Annotated in this window: 14 protein-coding genes; 6 read left to right on the top strand and 8 right to left on the bottom strand. The window is 51.8% G+C overall.

The window, feature by feature from the left end; translation table 11 throughout:
• Positions 1-79 (top strand): hypothetical protein (locus FCH38_RS23650; RefSeq protein WP_174375330.1); only part of this gene is annotated, 79 nt, incomplete at its 5' end.
• Positions 80-166: 87 nt separating this feature from the next.
• On the opposite strand, the gene FCH38_RS23340 is transcribed toward FCH38_RS23650, so the two are convergent.
• The 7 genes from FCH38_RS23340 to FCH38_RS23310 are packed head-to-tail and all read right to left on the bottom strand — an operon-like array spanning position 167 to position 9,285.
• Entirely contained in the window at positions 167-2,245 is a 2,079-nt protein-coding gene (locus tag FCH38_RS23340) for an NAD(+) synthase (RefSeq protein ID WP_174375329.1), read from the bottom strand.
• A complete protein-coding gene (locus FCH38_RS23335; RefSeq protein WP_174375328.1) occupies positions 2,232-4,325 on the bottom strand; it encodes a class I SAM-dependent methyltransferase in 2,094 nt (697 codons plus the stop codon). The genes FCH38_RS23340 and FCH38_RS23335 overlap by 14 nt, the downstream gene beginning before the upstream one ends.
• A complete protein-coding gene (locus FCH38_RS23330; RefSeq protein ID WP_153517158.1) occupies positions 4,243-4,812 on the bottom strand; it encodes an NUDIX hydrolase in 570 nt (189 codons plus the stop codon). Before FCH38_RS23330 ends, FCH38_RS23335 begins: the two co-directional genes overlap by 83 nt.
• A 16-nt stretch (positions 4,813-4,828) precedes the next feature.
• Complete coding sequence (locus FCH38_RS23325; protein WP_153517159.1) at positions 4,829-5,077, bottom strand: hypothetical protein; 249 nt, start codon at positions 5,075-5,077, stop codon at positions 4,829-4,831.
• The gene (locus FCH38_RS23320) at positions 5,074-6,921 is read right to left on the bottom strand and encodes a hypothetical protein (RefSeq protein ID WP_174375327.1); all 1,848 of its coding nucleotides are present in this window, start codon (positions 6,919-6,921) and stop codon (positions 5,074-5,076) included. Before FCH38_RS23320 ends, FCH38_RS23325 begins: the two co-directional genes overlap by 4 nt.
• Complete coding sequence (locus FCH38_RS23315; RefSeq protein WP_174375326.1) at positions 6,918-8,273, bottom strand: UDP-glucose dehydrogenase family protein; 1,356 nt, start codon at positions 8,271-8,273, stop codon at positions 6,918-6,920. The genes FCH38_RS23320 and FCH38_RS23315 overlap by 4 nt, the downstream gene beginning before the upstream one ends.
• Before the next feature lie 31 nt (positions 8,274-8,304).
• Positions 8,305-9,285, bottom strand: a complete 981-nt coding sequence (locus FCH38_RS23310; protein WP_153517162.1) for an NAD-dependent epimerase/dehydratase family protein — start codon at positions 9,283-9,285, stop codon at positions 8,305-8,307.
• A gap of 286 nt (positions 9,286-9,571) precedes the next feature.
• Here FCH38_RS23310 and FCH38_RS23305 point away from each other — a divergent pair, with 286 nt between their 5' ends.
• The 5 genes from FCH38_RS23305 to FCH38_RS23285 all read left to right on the top strand — a co-directional run bounded on the left by FCH38_RS23305 (position 9,572) and on the right by FCH38_RS23285 (position 15,506).
• Positions 9,572-11,002, top strand: a complete 1,431-nt coding sequence (locus FCH38_RS23305) for a UbiA family prenyltransferase (protein WP_174375325.1) — start codon at positions 9,572-9,574, stop codon at positions 11,000-11,002.
• Positions 10,999-11,421 (top strand): GtrA family protein, encoded by a 423-nt coding sequence (locus FCH38_RS23300; RefSeq protein WP_174375324.1) that lies wholly within the window; start codon positions 10,999-11,001, stop codon positions 11,419-11,421. The genes FCH38_RS23305 and FCH38_RS23300 overlap by 4 nt, the downstream gene beginning before the upstream one ends.
• Positions 11,418-12,743 (top strand): FAD-binding oxidoreductase, encoded by a 1,326-nt coding sequence (locus tag FCH38_RS23295; RefSeq protein ID WP_174375323.1) that lies wholly within the window; start codon positions 11,418-11,420, stop codon positions 12,741-12,743. Before FCH38_RS23300 ends, FCH38_RS23295 begins: the two co-directional genes overlap by 4 nt.
• Complete coding sequence (locus FCH38_RS23290; protein ID WP_174375322.1) at positions 12,740-13,477, top strand: SDR family oxidoreductase; 738 nt, start codon at positions 12,740-12,742, stop codon at positions 13,475-13,477. Before FCH38_RS23295 ends, FCH38_RS23290 begins: the two co-directional genes overlap by 4 nt.
• A 175-nt stretch (positions 13,478-13,652) precedes the next feature.
• Positions 13,653-15,506: a hypothetical protein gene (locus tag FCH38_RS23285; RefSeq protein WP_153517167.1), complete on the top strand. Its 1,854-nt coding sequence runs from the start codon at positions 13,653-13,655 to the stop codon at positions 15,504-15,506.
• 189 nt (positions 15,507-15,695) lie between these two features.
• Here FCH38_RS23285 and FCH38_RS23280 read toward each other — a convergent pair whose 3' ends face one another.
• The gene (locus FCH38_RS23280) at positions 15,696-16,982 is read right to left on the bottom strand and encodes a glycosyltransferase family 4 protein (RefSeq protein WP_153517168.1); all 1,287 of its coding nucleotides are present in this window, start codon (positions 16,980-16,982) and stop codon (positions 15,696-15,698) included.
• Positions 16,983-17,185 lie beyond the last annotated feature (203 nt).

The raw sequence follows: 17,185 nt of genomic DNA, 5'->3' as shown, positions 1-17,185 counted from the left end.
GCTGGTGGAAATCCAGACCGGGGCCTATATCGGCGAGGATGATGTCATTCGCATCGAGGATGATTACAAAAGGGCGTAAATCCGAATGCTCCTTATATAAACGAGGCATCCGGATTTACAGTCGATAGAGAGATGTCGTTTGACCAGAATGCGCTACCAGCCCCTCTTAATTTTTCGGCGGAGGGGCTAGCGCTAGATCAAGCTCCCGCAACCAGGCATCCGCTGATGCATCTGATGGCATACGCCAGTCGCCGCGCGGAGACAAAGAGCCGCCTGAACTCGTTTTCGGACCGTTTGGAACGGCGCTTCGTTTGAACTGGCTGGTTTGAAAGAAGCGCCTGATAAAAACTCTTAGCCATGATCGAACGGTTTCCAAATCGTAGTCCCGTCGATCAGCGTCTGCGAAATCCGGCGGCCAGCTACCCGTTTTGACATCTCGCCAAGCGTGCCATGCAAGAAAAGCCAGCTTGGACGGCCTCAAGCCATATCTTACCGTATAAAAAAGATTGAAGTCTTGAAGCGCATAAGGTCCGACGAAATCTTCAGTCCTCTGGCTTGGCGCATCCGCATCACCCGGTACCAATTCTGGACTGATTTCTGTCGACAATATATTCCGAAGAACGGCAGACGCCTCTTCACCGTAAAGTCCGCGCGCCGCTACCCATCGAATAAGGTGCTGAATAAGCGTTTTTGGGACCGAGCAATTGACATTGTAGTGGCTCATGTGATCACCGACGCCATAGGTCGCCCAACCAAGAGCGAGTTCAGAGAGATCACCTGTGCCTAGAACAATCGCATTATGACGGTTTGCCAGTCGGAAAAGGAGCGACGTTCTAGCCCCAGCCTGGACGTTCTCGAAGGTAATATCATAAACCTTCTCTCCCTCTGCGGCGGGATGGCCGATATCCCGCAACATTTGCATTGAAGCCGGGCCTACATCGATCTCGTCCGCAGTCACTCCCAACGCCCGCATAAGTCGCCAAGCATTCGATTTTGTCGTATTTGAGGTCGCAAAAGCCGGTAAAGTCCACGCTAGGACATTTGAACGGGGAAGTTTCAGCAGATCCATGGCGTGGAGCGCAACCAGCAGGGCGTGCGAACTATCCAATCCACCCGAAACACCAATGACCACACGCTCGATGTTACTCGCCTTTAAACGACGAGCAAGACCTTGAGATTGTATTTGGAAAGCTTCTTCGCAAAGAACGTCAAGCTGACCTTTGTCATCCGGAACGAATGGAAAGCGAGCAACCTTTCGACGCAGGCCTATGTCATTTTCCGGAGGCTGAAGATGAAAGCGAATGTGCCTATAGGCTTTCGGCGCAAGATCGCGCCGATTTGCAACAAGGCTGCCGTTTCGCAGCCGTTCAGCTGCCAGAAGTTCCAGATCGACATCCGTAACAATCATGCCGGCGCTTGTCGAAAAGCGCTCGGATTCAGCCAAAAGAGTTCCAGCTTCATAGACCATTGCATGGCCATCCCAGGCAAGGTCAGTCGTCGACTCACCGAAACCGGCCGCCGAATAGAGGTAAGCAGCATTGCAACGAGCAGATTGCACACGGCAAAGCGCATGACGTTCGGCCGACTTACCGATAATAGCATTGGACGCAGAAAGATTTGCGATGACTGTCGCGCCGGCAAGGGCAGCCATGGATGAGGGCGGCGTTGGCACCCAAACGTCTTCGCAAATTTCAATCGCCAGCACAAAATTTTCTATATCCTGCGCAGTGAACAAAAGGTCCGTACCGATTGGAACCTCAGTTCCCAACATTTCTATCACGGCACCCTTTTCAACTATGGCACCCGATGCGAAGTGCCGCGCCTCGTAGAATTCGCGATAATTGGGCAGATAGGTTTTCGGTACAATACCTAGAAGCCGACCTCGATGCAGCACTACCGCGCAATTGAGAAGGTGTCCCTGCCAGCGGACCGGCATTCCAACGAGGACCACGGGCATTAGCGTCTCGGTACGCTTTCGCAGCAGTTCAAGAGCAGACTCTGCTTCATCAAGCAGCGTTTGCTGATGCAGGAGATCATCAATCGCGTAACCGGTCAGACCAAGTTCGGGCAGGACAAGAAGGCCCACCGACTGCTCGTCTGCCGTTTCCAGTAGCGGCATAGTTGCCGCAGCATTGGCCAATGGCGAAGCAGGAGTAACCAAATGTGAAGCAACGGCACAACGAAGAAAGCCTTGCGCGTAAGCCGAGGTGAAAGTCGCGGATGTAACCTGTTTATTGCGTATCATTGTCTTCACTTGCACTCACGCCGCCATCAGCAACCACCCCGACCAGAAGCCATGAGGGTCTTACCCAAAATAAGGATGAAAAGCGCGGACGCCACTCTTTCCAGTTCAGCAGCACGGCTTCAACCACGCCCTGAGCAGCATTTTGTTCGGCTACGATCAAGGGATCAGGACAAAAATCATGCCACATGACAAGTCCGCCCGGACGAACCACCTGCAAGGCCTTTTCGGTATCGTTGGTGACTACATCGGCCGTATGGCCACCGTCGATCAGGATTGTATCGAAGAAATTCGGACCGAAAGCAGCTGTGTCGAACTCCCGACTGTCCATCAACATCTGGGTTACTCGCCCGGCCAATCCAGCTTCGCGATAAAGTCGTCCGATCCGGTTTCCACCATCAGTGACGCCGGATGCGTCTGAATACAAAGGACGCCCCTCATCATCCTTTTCCCCTTCAGGAAGGTTCAGCGTCCAGACGAGAGCTTCGGAGTTTTGCAGGCAAAGCCGCGCACCAAACCCCTCCCAGGTCCCAAACTCCAGATGATGTTTTGGTCGAAACGCACGGTATAGCTGTCCCAATATCTTCGCGTCATGGACTTCCATACGGAACTGGGTAAGCGGCATATTAACGAGATTAATCGGAGCTCGGAACGAGTAGTCCAAGCCAAGGCGTTCTCCCAGCATATGAGCGTCAACGATTTCGAGCCGGTTTTCTGGCACATCAAAAGCCAATGATGAGAGCCCTTGCGCGGCATCACTCAAGTTGGTCTCTTTTTGAGCCGGGTTCATCGAAAGCGGCGGGGTAACATTACGCCGAGCTTCCGCCTGCAAGACAACCGGCTCATTGAAACGTACTCGAGCCACACCAGATAGCGTCGGGCCTCTTCTGATAACAATCCCACGCAGGTCCTCGACCTGCTCAAGCGCTATCTCGACCGTAGTTTCTCCGCCCGGCAGTATAAAAGCTTCCGATCCAATGATATCCGAAAAACCCTCCCTAACGCAAAGAACTCCGATATCCGCTCCAGAGACGCCAACGGACAAACGTACGATTGCCGGTCCTTCACAGATTGGTTGCACTTTCCAGATCAAGCCATAGCCCCAGGCTGGTGCATTGATAACCAGATCACCGGTTTCTTCATCCAGAACACCAGTACTAGGTAGTTCGAATACTGCAGCAACGTTAGCCGCCTGTGCTTCCGTCGCCACAAGAACAGGTGCAACATAGACAGGCTCCCGTTCATGTATGAGCCTCAAGCCATCAACGGCAACCGGCGCGCCCTCAGGACGACGCAAAAGGAAATTCTCGCCGTCCATCACGAGAGCATCTTGGTAACCTACCGATGCCAACCATTCGAGCGCCTGAGATACGCTCTGCTTTCTTTCCGCCAAGGCATGATTAAGTTCGACGAGAATCCATGGGTTAAATTTGTCGAGTGTCTGAAGAGAGCCTTTCAACACTTCGAGATCGAAGCTATCGACATCAACCTTAAGAAGATCAAGCCTGTCCCATTCCAGACGCCGCATTTCCGCGTCCACTGTCGAGAAAGGAAACTCCTCCACTTCCGCGGGACTGCCCCAGACGCGGAATATCGCATCACGACGGTTACCTTCGGCCTCCCCCATTGCAATCTGCTGGACTTCGACATTTGAAATGCCGTTGAGCTCAAGATTGTGCCTGAGCATACGATGCGTTTCCGTCGGTTCGAATGCAACAACCCGGCCTTCAGGTGCGCAGCGACCAAAAAGTGCGGAGTAATATCCGATATTACCCCCGACATCAAAAATACGCCAATCGCGGCCGATGTTGCGGACACACCAGCGTTTGGTTTGCATCTCACAATAAGGATAGTAGCCCCGCATGTGGGCGTAGTACGCGCCAAGCCGAATTGGCTCTGCCTCTGGAACCATGGTCCAGATCGGAGCCAGATCGAGCTGGACAGCAGGAGCCGGAGCGTGAACGGTCAGACCTGTTTCATGTTCGGCCAGTCGCTGATCGTCAGAACCCGAAATGTGCTCTGGTCGCGAGCCAGACGGCGAGCTGAGGAAGGATTGCACAATGTCCCTGATCGATCGCCGCATTTATTTCCTCCACTGTCATAACTCTAAGATCGAAAGTTTCAAGATCGTCGTGATCGGCGACGCCGGCGGGACAACAACCCGTCAGGGCGAAAAGATGCGCACGCCCACAGCCCTGATTGCCACTAACGGCATAACTGCCAAAGCTAACCGCATTCTCAGCCACATAGCCGGTTTCTTCTCGCAGTTCCCGCAGCATCGCCTCAACAGCATCTTCCCCGGGCTCCACATGGCCAGCGGGAAAGGTCATGGAATAGCATCGAGCACCATGTTTATATTGCCATAAAGTCAAAATACGACCATCGGCGAGAATCGGCACGGCAATCGAAAAATCAGGCAAATGAACTTGATGATAATCGTCGACAACGCGCCCATCCGGCAACTCGACCATTTCAACCGAGAGCTCCAAAAATGGTGGAGCGTCGTAAATGGCATGAGTTTTAAGCACCTTCCAAGGCGCTCTATTTCCGATTGCACCATTTGAGTTCATAGCTGGGCTTTCACGCTTAGTTGAGACCCGCAGCAAACGTCACCGTTGCTTTTCGTTTCAAAGCAAGTGCGCTTAAGGTTCCTGTCTTAAACTCTGTATCCTTAAGAACAGAAGGCGGGAGTGGCAGGTTCCCGTTCTTCACCCGAGCAGCAACGTTGCGAATATCCTGCCCATCGGCATTCAATCTTTCGACTTCTGATACCAATGGATCACAACCAACCGCACGAAAACTCGCAAACCTATGGCGAAAAGCAGATAGCGTCATATCGACCAATCCTCAGCAAGTTTAGAGGTACGTTTAACTACGACATTTTCGAGTGTTATACGTGCCTTACCAGATGAGTGGAGGCGAATTTGTACGGGAAGCAATATGTCGCGAGGGGCAACATGCAACGATAGCTTCGCAGTTACCTTCCCTCGGAGAAGGTTTACTTTCTTTTCGTAAAGAACCTTGTCGCCTTGAAGCAGATCGAGGTTGAGCCTGCATTTCAACGGGTGATCCCATCGGCGCGATAGAGTCAAATCTATACGATAGTCACCGGGTGCCAAATGAGCGTAAGGCCCAAAAAAAATGTGCCCAACTTCACTGTTGGAGCGGATGACATCCTTCTCCCGAACACCTGCCGCACCGGCACGCATTTCTGGCGTCCAGTCGTCAACGTCCTTAAATATGGACTGAAGAAGATAACCGTGGCGAAGCCGCGCGGAAAAGGGCGTACGTCCGCACCCAACGAACCGCTGCATAATAGATTCAAAGCGATTATGAACCGCATTAATGCCAATGAAGCGTCTCGGCTCCCCCTTTTTTGCCAAATGCCGACGTTCATCAACTATCGCAGCAAAAAATCCGTTTAGAACTTCGGCAAGAGCCTCGCCTTCAGCCTTATCAGGAAGCCCGAAATTGATTACGAAAGCATCCGCCTGAGCAAGCGTGGCCGAATGCTCCGGGCCCGCTTGCCAAACTGTCACGCGATTAGAGAAACCAAGACTATCCCAACAACGGGTAAAAAGGTTGAACATGCGATCCAGAGGACCAATCCAGACGACCTGCGTGTTCCGTGGGGCATTCGCAAAAAGATCAACGAGAAACGGCAAGACGTGTTCTGGACTGCCGGTTTCATTGTCATAAGACTCTGCTCGATATCTTGCTTCCAGCGGACGAGTAAGCGGTGTCTCTATCGCTTCAGAAAGGGAAAGACGATAAGCCATATTGACGGTATTCGTCAGGCTGATTTCTTCCAGTTCTATTCCGTTGAGCCCCCAAACTTCCGCTTGATCGGGAATGTCAGGCCTCTTCACCCCGTCGATAAATTCTTCTGGATTATTCTCCACGCTTTTATGTGCGTGCATTGGTGTCGTCTGACGCGTGTGGTCGCAATGATAACCAAAAACTGCGGGTACAGCGTCGCTAACTTTTCCGTGAAGCATTACAAGGCGCTTAGAAATATTCGAGTCAACGTGCCAACCCAGGAGCATCCGCTCATCGAACCCATGGATGGCAAAAAGATCTTCGCGTCTCATGAGCTGGAAGTCACCCGGCGCATCATAAAGAATTGAATCAGCGCCGTAGACAATTTCATTGAGATGAAGGGTCTCTCCCATCGCGCGCGTTTCAGCAATAACTCCAGCCGGATCAAGCCGATCAAAGCTCTCCCACAGCGTCTCGGGTATCTCGAAACGAGGAGCGCAATAAAATCCGTCCTTCAGTCCGGCCAACTGTTCAGATAAGGACTGCGACCCGCGTGGTACAAAGATCATGTCCGTATTGGTCGACAATATCCAACGGTTCGCAGGATTGGACCGCCTGACGGCAGCGTTACGTGAAATCGGCTCAAGAGCCTTCAGATGCGTACGAGACGCGAACAACTGATTATGAACGCTTGGCCTTATGCGGATGATCCGCAAAAGGCGTTTCGCACGATCTGTCAGCGTGTCGCAGATCGCCTCCGGGAAGGTCGGAAAATCATCCGGCGTGTTGTAGTCAACGAAAAGAATTTCATCATTTTCGTCGGTCAGCACTTCCGCCATACAATTCAGGCTGAGAGCAGCCCTCTTGTGGAGGTTATAACCGTAACTGTCGTTCCTTCCATAGAGGACGATCGATATCATGACATTACCCGGTTATGTTTCGCTGCGGCGGCATCCGTGAGCCAATCGCCCATACCGGGTCTGATCAACGTTATGGCAGCCGAAAGCTTTTCAGCATCGACGACTCGCCACGGATCAATAACCGCCTTCGGCCCAGCACTCGCAATGTCGAGATTGCGGTAGGCTTTCCAGGGCGTCACAATCGCGACCACATCTGCTCCTGCCATGGCGCTGTCCGCATCGACCTTGATCACGATCCCATCGGCGATCTGATCCGGAAGACTGACAAGCGCCTGCGGATCCGTGATCCGCACACGATAGCCGATGCTGACCAGTTTATGAGCGAGCGCCAATCCCTGGCTTTCCTCAATCACCGGCGTTTCCGGCTTGTAAGACAGTCCGAGAATTGCAACCTGTGCTCCGGGATCAGCAGATGCCGCTATCGCCCTCACAAGACGTTCGGTCTGGTGATCATTGATGACATCCGTCGCTTCGGCGAGATCCGTGCGCGCGCCAAGGCTGCGTCCGAGCGCCGCGAATGCCTTGTTATCGCGTGGGAAACAGGGACCACCATAACCGATGGCGCCCTTGATATACTTCTTTCCGATCCGGCTGTCGGCACCGAGAGCATCCGTCACAACATCCGCATCTGCGCCGTCAAGATGATCACACATGTCGGCGATCATGTTTGCATAGCTGATCTTGGTGGTCACGTAGGTATTGACGGCAATCTTGCAAAGTTCCGCATTGACCCAGTTCATCCGCTGGAACTCAGGATTGCTTTCTGTCGAGCCACGATAGACGCTTTCGAGCAAATCTCCCGCTTTAGAATCGCTTTCGCCGATAAGAATCATATCTGGATAAAGCATATCGCGGACCACAGTGCCGAGCGCTATGAATTCCGGGTTATAACACAAACCAAGATCCGAGCCCACGGTTCGACCGGATGCGCGCTCAAGCGTCTGCCGTAGTATGCCGCCTGTAGAGCCAGGCATGACGGTGGAGGTGATAACGACATTGTGGTAGCCGGTCTTGCCGTGCAATGCCGCGCCGATGCTCTCCAGCGCAGAGATCACATAGTCATTGCGGAAAAAACGATCCGGCCCACTTGGAGTCGGAACGATGATGAAGGTCACGTCCGAGGAAAGCACCGCTTCGCGGATATCGGTCGTAGCCCGAATGCGCCCGCCATGTTCCGTGATCAATTCCTGGAGCTGCGGCTCAGGAACCGGCGCCACGCCACGATTGATTGAATCCACAAATGCGGAATTCAAATCCATACCAATGACATCAAAGCCCTTTTTGGCAAAGACGGCAAGCATGGGCGCACCGAGTTTGCCCAGGCCTATAACAGAGAGTTTCGGCTTCATCATAATATCTCGCTACAGATCGGGCCGCCGGCCGTCACTTGTTTTTTCCACGTGCAAGCTCGGCCTGACGAGCAATCCAGGGATAGGTGCGGGCCAGCCCCTGCTCAAGCGTAAGGCTTGGCTCCCATCCCAGCTTTTCTCGAATAAGGTCATTGTGGGAGTTACGACCACGTACACCTTGCGGGCCTGGAATATTGTGAATTTCGAGATCCTTGCCAGCCACTCGCATGGTGATCCTGGCGAGTTCGTTGATCGAAACCATCTCTTCAGAGCCAATATTCACCGGTCCGGCAAAGGTTTCACATCGCGTCAGCCGCAGAGTGGCCTCAAGGCACTCATCGACAAAGAGAAACGACCGCGTCTGCAGACCATCGCCCCAGATCTCGATCGCTCCACCGGCTTCAGCCTCCGCGACTTTACGGCAGAGTGCTGCCGGCGCCTTCTCGCGTCCTCCAACCCAGGACCCTTCCGGGCCAAAGATGTTATGATAACGCGCAACACGGCATTCCATCCCGTGATTGCGATTATAAGCAAGATAAAGACGTTCGGAAAACAGCTTTTCCCAGCCATATTCGCTGTCCGGATTTGCCGGATAAGCGCTGTCTTCCCGCGTTACGGGAGCACTCGGGTCGGTCTGGTTATGCTCGGGATACATACAGGCTGAAGAGCTGTAAAATACCCGCTTTATGTTGCGACGGTAGCAGGCATCCAAAACGTTGAGATTGATGGTGGCCGAATTGTGCATGATATCAGCATCATTCTCACCCGTAAAAATATACCCCGCACCGCCCATATCGGCGGCGAGCTGATATACCTCATCGAACCTGCGATCAATTACTGCTCGACAGTTAGCCTGCTCCCGCAAGTCTGCGATAACGAAATCGTCAGCCTCAGTTGCAGCGTATTCTGGGAACTTGAGGTCGACGCCTCTCACCCAGAAACCTTCGCGTTTCAGGCGCTTGACCAGATGTGCGCCAATAAATCCACCTGCTCCGCAGACGAGTGCCGTTTTCATGTGTCTCTTCCCAACAAGCAAAATCCGCAATTATGCGCCCGCAGCAGCTATCAGATAATGTTGGAAGTTTTCAATAGCTTTCGAATTATTTCCGATCTTTTCAAAATGTTTCTGCGCTAACCGGTCATCAATCGATTGCGTGACCGAGCCCTATACGTTAGGACGCCCCCAAAAAAAAGGATAACGAGGCTCTCTGGCGTCCGCGGCGGAGTAACCGCTTGATAGCGCCCTTACATATCCGGGCTCCGCCACAACAAAAAACGCATGACGAAAGAGCGATGAACCGTTGAATTTCGATACCCGAAAAATGCTGGTCGTTGACTTGGACGGAACCCTTCTCCGCACCGACATGCTATACGAAAATTTCTGGTCAGCCTTTGGCTCGAATTGGCGCTGTCTTTTCAGTGCAGTTTCAGCGCTGTCACATGGGCGCGCTCACTTGAAACGTCACCTCGCCCGCGCGGCAACCGTAGATGCAAGTGTGCTTCCTTATAACGATAAAGTACTGGCTTATATCGAGGAATGGCGAAGCGCCGGTGGTCGTGCCGTTCTTGTTACAGCCTCTGATCAGCAAGTCGCACAAGCAATAGCGGATCATCTCGGTATCTTTGATGAGGTACACGGCTCTGACGGCACACGTAATCTGAAAGGTGCAACTAAAGCTGCGTTTTTGCAAGAGCGCTTCGGAGAAAGTGGCTTTTTTTACATGGGGGACACCGCGGCCGATTTGCCCGTGTGGGAACGTGCGGAAAAAGCAATCACAGTCGATGTACCAAGAAAAGTGCGCGCGAAAGTCGAAGCACTTTGCGACACCGTGGAACACCTTCAGAGCGAAAAAGATTCTATAAAACCATATATCAAGGCACTCAGGCCTCACCAATGGTTAAAGAATCTCCTTGTATTCGTACCGATGCTTGCCGCACATCAGATAGATGGAGCAACCGTCGTCTCGTCGATAGCGGCATTTGTGTGCTTCAGCCTGATAGCTTCAGGCGTATATGTCTTGAACGATCTGCTCGATCTTTCTGCAGACAGAGCGCATCCGCGAAAACGAAAACGGCCGTTTGCCGCAGGCACCGTTCCCATCACATATGGCACCTTAATGGCGGGAACGCTTGTAGGTCTCGGTTCTTTTTTCGCGTTTTTTATAAGCTGGAAATTTCTGGTAGTCATGATCGGCTACTATCTGTTGACGACCGCTTATTCGCTCTATCTCAAGAGGTTGATTGTCGTTGATATCTGCATGCTCGCTGCACTTTATACGATAAGGATTTTTGCCGGTTCCGTGGCGACGTCGATTGGCATATCAATCTGGCTGCTAGCGTTCTCCGTTTTCTTTTTCTTATCGCTAGCAGCCATCAAAAGGCAGGCTGAGTTAATCGACAGCGCAGAGCGGGGAAATCTGAAACCGAGCGGCAGGGGTTATCATGTCGATGACTTGCCTATAATTTCAATGATCGCGATCGCTGCTGGCTACGTCTCCGTGCTCGTGATGACGCTTTATGTCAATTCCCCTGCAGTGATGGAGCTTTATGCACGCCCGGAGGCGCTTTGGGGGGTCTGTGCGATTCTCCTTTACTGGATCACCCGCGCTGTCATGATCGCGCACCGCGGTCTGATGCATGACGATCCGGTCGTGTACGCAGCTAAAGATGGCACCAGTCAAATATGTGCATTGATAATCTTGGCCTTCACACTGGGAAGTGCACTATTATGACACTAGGCACGCTGACTTTTAGGTATGCTATATTCGCTGCCGTAGCGACTTTTGCAAACCTGGCCACGCAACGGATTGTTCTTCAGACTGGAAGCACCGGTACCCACTTTATTGCCGCCATAGGAATGGGAACGCTTGTAGGTCTCGTCATAAAATATGCACTCGACAAGCGATGGATTTTCTATGACCAAGATATGGGAGTGAAAAACAACACCCGAAAATTCACGCTATACACAGTAATGGGCATTCTAACCACTCTGATATTCTGGGGAGCCGAGACCACGTTTTGGCAAATCTGGCAAACCGATCTTATGCGGGAAATCGGCGCCATTATCGGGTTGGCGATAGGATATGTCGTTAAGTACAATCTCGACAAGCGGTTTGTCTTTAACGACAAACGCGGAGAGCTCGCGTTATGAAAATATCTGGCTGGGGTCGATACCCTTCGATAGAGACCCAACTTTATTTTCCGCGCGATGTGGAAACACTGTGCGATTTGGTGAACTCCAAGCATAGTGTAATAGCCCGCGGCAATGGCCGTGCCTATGGCGATAGTGCGATTAATCCATTCAGCACTATTTCAATGAAATATTTCAATCGCATGCTCTCTTTCGAAAAGCAGACTGGTCAGCTTGTCGCTGAAGCTGGAGTACTGCTGGGCGACGTCATCAAGACATTTCTACCTAGGGGTTGGTTCCCCATGGTCACGCCGGGAACGAAATTCGTTACTCTAGGTGGCATGATTGCTGCGGATGTCCATGGTAAAAACCACCATAAAGAGGGCAGTTTTAGAACATGTGTCGACTGGATTGATGTCCTGGACTTCAAAGGAGAGACTATCCGATGCTCCCACGAGACGAATATTAATCTCTTCGAACATACATTGGGCGGCATGGGTCTGACCGGGATCATTCTACGCGCGGCGTTCCGCCTCAGACGCGTCGAGACTTCGTGGATCCGGCAAACAACTGTCCCGGCTCCAAACCTGCGGACAGCTATTGAAATCTTCGAAAAATACAAGGACGCGACCTACTCAGTCGCCTGGATCGATTGCCTCGGGCGTGGAGAGAATTTAGGGCGTTCTCTAATCATGTTAGGCGAACATGCGTCGACATCCGACCTATCAGCGAGACATGCCAACGAACCGTTCGCGCAGCATGATAAACGGGTAGTCAGATTACCGATCACTTTGCCATCCGGTATTTTGAATCGAATAACAGTAAGACTGTTCAACAAGCTATACTACAAAAAAGGGGCAAGCAAAACTGGAGAGCATCTCGTTGATTGCGATTCATACTTCTACCCGTTAGATTCGGTACTGGGCTGGAACCGGATATATGGTCGAAGCGGGTTTGCTCAGTTTCAATGTGTACTGCCTCTTGATCGTTCAGAAAAAGGAATTTCGGCCCTGCTTGAGGCCATTTCCCTTGCCGGAACAGGCTCTTTTCTGGCCGTTCTTAAAAGACTTGGCCCGCAGGACAGCAAATTTTCCTTTCCCATGGAAGGCTACACTCTCGCGCTTGATTTCCCAATCTCAAGGAAAACCCTTCGTTTACTGAACCATCTCGATGAAATTGCAGTCGAGAATGGCGGGCGCTTCTACTTGGCGAAAGACAGCCGTATGTCCGCCCACACATTACGGGCCTCAGATGCACGCGTAGAAAAATTCATACATAATCGGGACGAAAATGGCTGGAAAAGCCGCTTTATTTCGTCTCAGGCAGAAAGGCTCTCAATATGACGAAACCGACTGTCCTTATTATTGGTGCTCGGTCGGACATTGGCAACGCTGTAGCCCGTAAATTCGCCGCAGAAGGGTACGCTATCCAACTGGCAGCGCGCAATTCCGAAGGTCTCGACATCGAGAAACGTGATATCGAGCTCCGTTACGGTGTCGAGGTTACATTGCATGAATTTGATGCACTCTCGATTGAAACACACGAAGAATTCCTGAACAACCTTCCCCTTCTGCCCGAAATTGCAATATCCACCATCGGACTGATGGGTCGACAGGAGGAAAGCGAACGCAATCCTATTGCCGCAAGCCACGTTATGCGCAGTAATTATGAAGGCCCGGCAAGTATCCTGGCCCTTCTCGCCAATCGCTTCGAACAACGGGCCTCGGGTACGCTTGTCGGGATCAGCTCCGTTGCTGGCGAGCGCGGCCGCGCAACTAATTACGTCTACGGTTCCGCCAAAGCTGCTTTTACCGCATTTCTCTCTGGCCTACGCAACCGCCTCGCCAAGCGCGGCGTCCATGTGGTTACAGTTTTACCGGGGTTTGTTGCAACCAAAATGACAGAGGGGATGGATTTACCAGCGGTCCTGACAGCCGACCCAAACGAGGTCGCGGTTGCGATTGAGCGCGCCGTTCTGCGCAAAAAAAATATTGTCTACGTACGTCCTGTCTGGCAGTTGATCATGTTGATCATTCGAAATATTCCGGAGCATTTCTTCAAAGTAATGAAAATATAAAGATTTTATATTTTTCCGCTTCTGCGTGAAGAAACGTGCCTGATCGTGATCACGCCGATACCGGCGCAGCACTTGCATAGTAATTTAAGAGATCGTCGCGAAAACGGCGACAGAGAAGCAACAAATGGGAATGATTTGCCAGACACTTGAACCGACAGCGCCGAGGCTCGCACTAGTGAAGGAAAGCATAGCTGTGCTCCTATCCTTTCTGGTGCCGTTTCTAGCCGGTTTCAGCTTTGTGATGAACCATTTCTATGTGTCGGGTGGCTATCTACACGATAGCGGCTGGTTTGCGGCGCTGATGTGGCGCCCACAGGATTTCAACCTGACCAACCCATCCGTTATCGACAACAATCTTTTCTATAGCACACATCTGTCGCCAATCCTTTACGCCATTGGCCTGCTAAGCTTTTTCTGGCCATGGGGACCGATAACATGGTTTGCCAGCTTCCAGGGCGTAGTTCTCGGGGGCAGCGGTTTATTGGCGTGGATTGCTCTGCGCAGAATACCCTGCTTTGCAGAAAGACCGCTTTGGCAGGCCCTTCTGGCGTTGGCTTTTGCCTTCAACGGTCTGGCCATGTTTATCCTGGCATACCCCCATATCGAAGCGTTGGGTGCGCTAATGGTCTGCGCCTGCCTCGCCGCCTTCTTTAGCGGCAAACGGCGATTGGCGGCATTGTTTTTAATACTGGCGCTTTCGGTGCGCGAGGATATGGGCTTCCATATCGTTGCGCCGCTCGGACTGTTATGGGTCTGGACCATGTGGAGCAGCCGTCGTGTGACAGCTGGGAGCAATATACTGACGCTGCTACTGCCGGCCTTCTGTCTGTCGCTGGCAGCCGTGCTGATCCGCAGTTCGCTGTTTCCAGCTGATGGCGCCTTTACTCGCATCTACACTGGTGTCCCTCCTTATGCGCACCTGACGTGGTCACTGATGCAGGAGCGGCTCGCCATCTTGTTTACGCAGCGCCTCTATCTCGTGCTGCCCGCCGCAATTGCTTTGCTGGCGACGATCATTTGGCGCAATCCCATACCTTTTTTCGGCTTCCTGGCTTATATTCCATGGTCACTCCTCAACTTCACCGCCTTGAGTGATGCTGCCGGCCAAATGGACGTGTATTATCCCTTTCCCTTTCAGATCGCTATTTTCTGGTTTCTATGGTGGAGCGTAGCGCCGCAGATATCACATCTTAAGGAACCTCGTACGCTCCGGCGACAGGCGGGCATACAGATATTGCTTCCAATATTTATAATCGCCGGTATTTCCATCAGTTTTCCTTGGAGTACCCTTCTACCGGCCTGGAACAGCAATGTGGTGAGAGACACCGACAGGGCAGCGGACAATATAGAGCAAAACCGACATTTCTTGGGACGCATCAAGGCTGACCCGGCACTGCTTTCACTGCGTCCGCGCGCCTTTCTGCAAGAAGACGACCTCGATAATCCAAATAGCGATAACGGCCCACCCGAAACACTGGTTTGGCATACTAACAGTATCAGCCTTGCCAACGTACGCCAGCAATTGGCAAATTTCGAGGCCGATTCGCTGTATCGGATTGCTGGTACTCCATTCTATCTCGCTTCACACCTGCCGCGTGCGCAACTCGAAAATGCCGGTCTCGCCCTGTTGCCCGTGATCGACAGCAACCTGCTGCCGGAAATGAGAACACGGTACGGTCAGGTGAATACCTCTATTCTCGATCTGGCCGGTACTGGCGGTAAACACAAACTCTATGGTCCCGGCATGGTGCTGCCGCCGGGAAAATACCGCGTTGAAATAGACGCACGAATTTTCGACGAGCGCGCGGACGAAGCCACAATTGAGGTATATAATACCGTAACCGGTCCAGCCACATCCACGCTCCTGCAACGCGGGTTAAGCGGAAAGACCGCTACGACCAGCCTCGAATTCACTATCGGGCAGCAGGAGCTTGGCAACTGGGAATTTCGCATTGCCGGCAATAACCTGCACGGCATCCGTATTACTGGTGTCCGGCTCCACTCGACGGGTCAAGACGGCAGGAATTGACCTGCAACTGAGACTTTCCTCGTGAATGGAGAAATTGCGGCAATCCCGTCGCCACCCATCAAGACATCAGGTGGCGGGGTTTTCTGCATCAAAACGCACGGCAAATGCAGGCAGGTATAGTACACCTCGCCGCGTCACAAAGCGTTGTGAAAACCTCGTGTCACGTCACCTGCAACAACCGTGGTCGTTTCAGCGTTCAACATCTTTAAGTCTGCCAAGCACAGATAAAAGCAAATCCGTTGACCTTGCCCAATTGAACTGGCGCCGAAGTTCACTTGCTACTTGACTTCTAACGTCCATGTCCGGTGGGAAATTAGCCAATTGATGCATGGCATTCGCCCAATCCTGCGGTTTATCCGGATCACAAAAAACCACCACGCCAGGCAGTAACTCTGTCATGGCAGGTCTCGTGCTGCATATGCAGGGAACTTCAAGCATCAACGCCTCTAACGGAGGCAAACCAAAGCCTTCATATAGACTGGGGAAAAGTAATCCTCTGGATCGTTTTAATACTCTCGCCAACTGCCCGTCTGTCAGGCGACCGACTGGATGTATCTTTCCCGCGCTACCGGAGGTCAACTCCGCAGAAAACCCTTTTGGTGATTTTCCAACAACGACCAAATGATAGTCATCTGCGTTGCTGTAGCCCATCGCCTTGATCACGACGTCGATATTCTTATGGTAATCGTTGGAACCTATACAGACGAAATAAGGAGCGTCGGGTGTGAGAAAATCCACACTTTTGTCTTCCTCCCAGTCCAGAACATCGACACCATTATAAACGACGTGAATCTTTTCTTTCGGGATACCAATAATCCGCGAGATATCGTCCGAACTGCTTTCACTAACGGTTACAATAAGGTCGGCGTTTCTGATTGTATGAATGTATCTCTGCTTCCATTCGCCGACAGTTGATTTGTGGAATATGTCCTCAAACAGCAAAGGAATAACGTCGTGCACCATAACAACAGAGCGAGGAGGCAGCTCTGAGGGACACCAATGAACAGAAGGGAAAAAATGAATAGGCTTTTCGCAGGCTGATCCAACCGTGAGGGTCGCGAGCGCCTCTCGCCTTATTAGTTCCTTCAATATCTCACGCGCAACTCTGCCAACACCTCGCCTGTCAACTAAAGTTCCGGTACTATATTGGATGTTGAGACCCTGAACATATAAGGGAAAATATTCGGGACAATCGAAAGCTTCCCGCGACTTCGAGACCGTTCCCTGTTTTGAAAACCGCTTCCGTAACGCTCTTCGTATCAGACGCTCAGGATTAAGCGAACGGAGTGTCGCGCGGAAGCCACCTCTATCATTTTTCACTTTTCCATCGCCAACCCGATCTCCATTCAATTGTGTTGACATGACATCATTTGCAACACGATTGACCACCTCCTGAGCATATTTTGAAGCTAACAGGGAGTTGAGTTCTTTAGCAATCTTCAGCTCATCTTCGTGGTTCAGCAGATCAAGGGCCATTACGTGCCTTTCGAAAGAGTGACCATAGTTTGATGCCCCACCATGTCTTTTTAACTGGCTGACAGAGCAAAAGCACTATCCCATTTTAAACATGGGAATAAAAAAGCTGAAAAATGAACCGAGCCAATTCAGAAAGCAGTCCCTGCTATTCCTCTTCGACGACTAGCATCATTTTCAATTCATCCGCTGACCGCCAGCACGGT

Source organism: Agrobacterium tumefaciens, assembly GCF_013337285.1.
GTDB lineage: Bacteria > Pseudomonadota > Alphaproteobacteria > Rhizobiales > Rhizobiaceae > Agrobacterium > Agrobacterium burrii.
The sequence above is the reverse complement of the archived record's forward strand: the minus strand, read 5'-3'. Positions and strand labels throughout refer to the sequence as shown.

Excerpts from the sequence above, each read along its gene's own strand:
- FCH38_RS23340 (WP_174375329.1), bottom strand. The coding sequence starts at position 2,245 with ATGATACGCAATAAACAGGTTACATCCGCGACTTTCACCTCGGCTTAC.
- FCH38_RS23335 (WP_174375328.1), bottom strand. The coding sequence starts at position 4,325 with ATGCGGCGATCGATCAGGGACATTGTGCAATCCTTCCTCAGCTCGCCG.
- FCH38_RS23290 (WP_174375322.1), top strand. The coding sequence starts at position 12,740 with ATGACGAAACCGACTGTCCTTATTATTGGTGCTCGGTCGGACATTGGC.
- FCH38_RS23300 (WP_174375324.1), top strand. The coding sequence starts at position 10,999 with ATGACACTAGGCACGCTGACTTTTAGGTATGCTATATTCGCTGCCGTA.
- FCH38_RS23310 (WP_153517162.1), bottom strand. The coding sequence starts at position 9,285 with ATGAAAACGGCACTCGTCTGCGGAGCAGGTGGATTTATTGGCGCACAT.
- FCH38_RS23295 (WP_174375323.1), top strand. The coding sequence starts at position 11,418 with ATGAAAATATCTGGCTGGGGTCGATACCCTTCGATAGAGACCCAACTT.
- FCH38_RS23320 (WP_174375327.1), bottom strand. The coding sequence starts at position 6,921 with ATGATATCGATCGTCCTCTATGGAAGGAACGACAGTTACGGTTATAAC.
- FCH38_RS23280 (WP_153517168.1), bottom strand. The coding sequence starts at position 16,982 with ATGGCCCTTGATCTGCTGAACCACGAAGATGAGCTGAAGATTGCTAAA.
- FCH38_RS23325 (WP_153517159.1), bottom strand. The coding sequence starts at position 5,077 with ATGACGCTATCTGCTTTTCGCCATAGGTTTGCGAGTTTTCGTGCGGTT.
- FCH38_RS23330 (WP_153517158.1), bottom strand. The coding sequence starts at position 4,812 with ATGAACTCAAATGGTGCAATCGGAAATAGAGCGCCTTGGAAGGTGCTT.
- FCH38_RS23315 (WP_174375326.1), bottom strand. The coding sequence starts at position 8,273 with ATGATGAAGCCGAAACTCTCTGTTATAGGCCTGGGCAAACTCGGTGCG.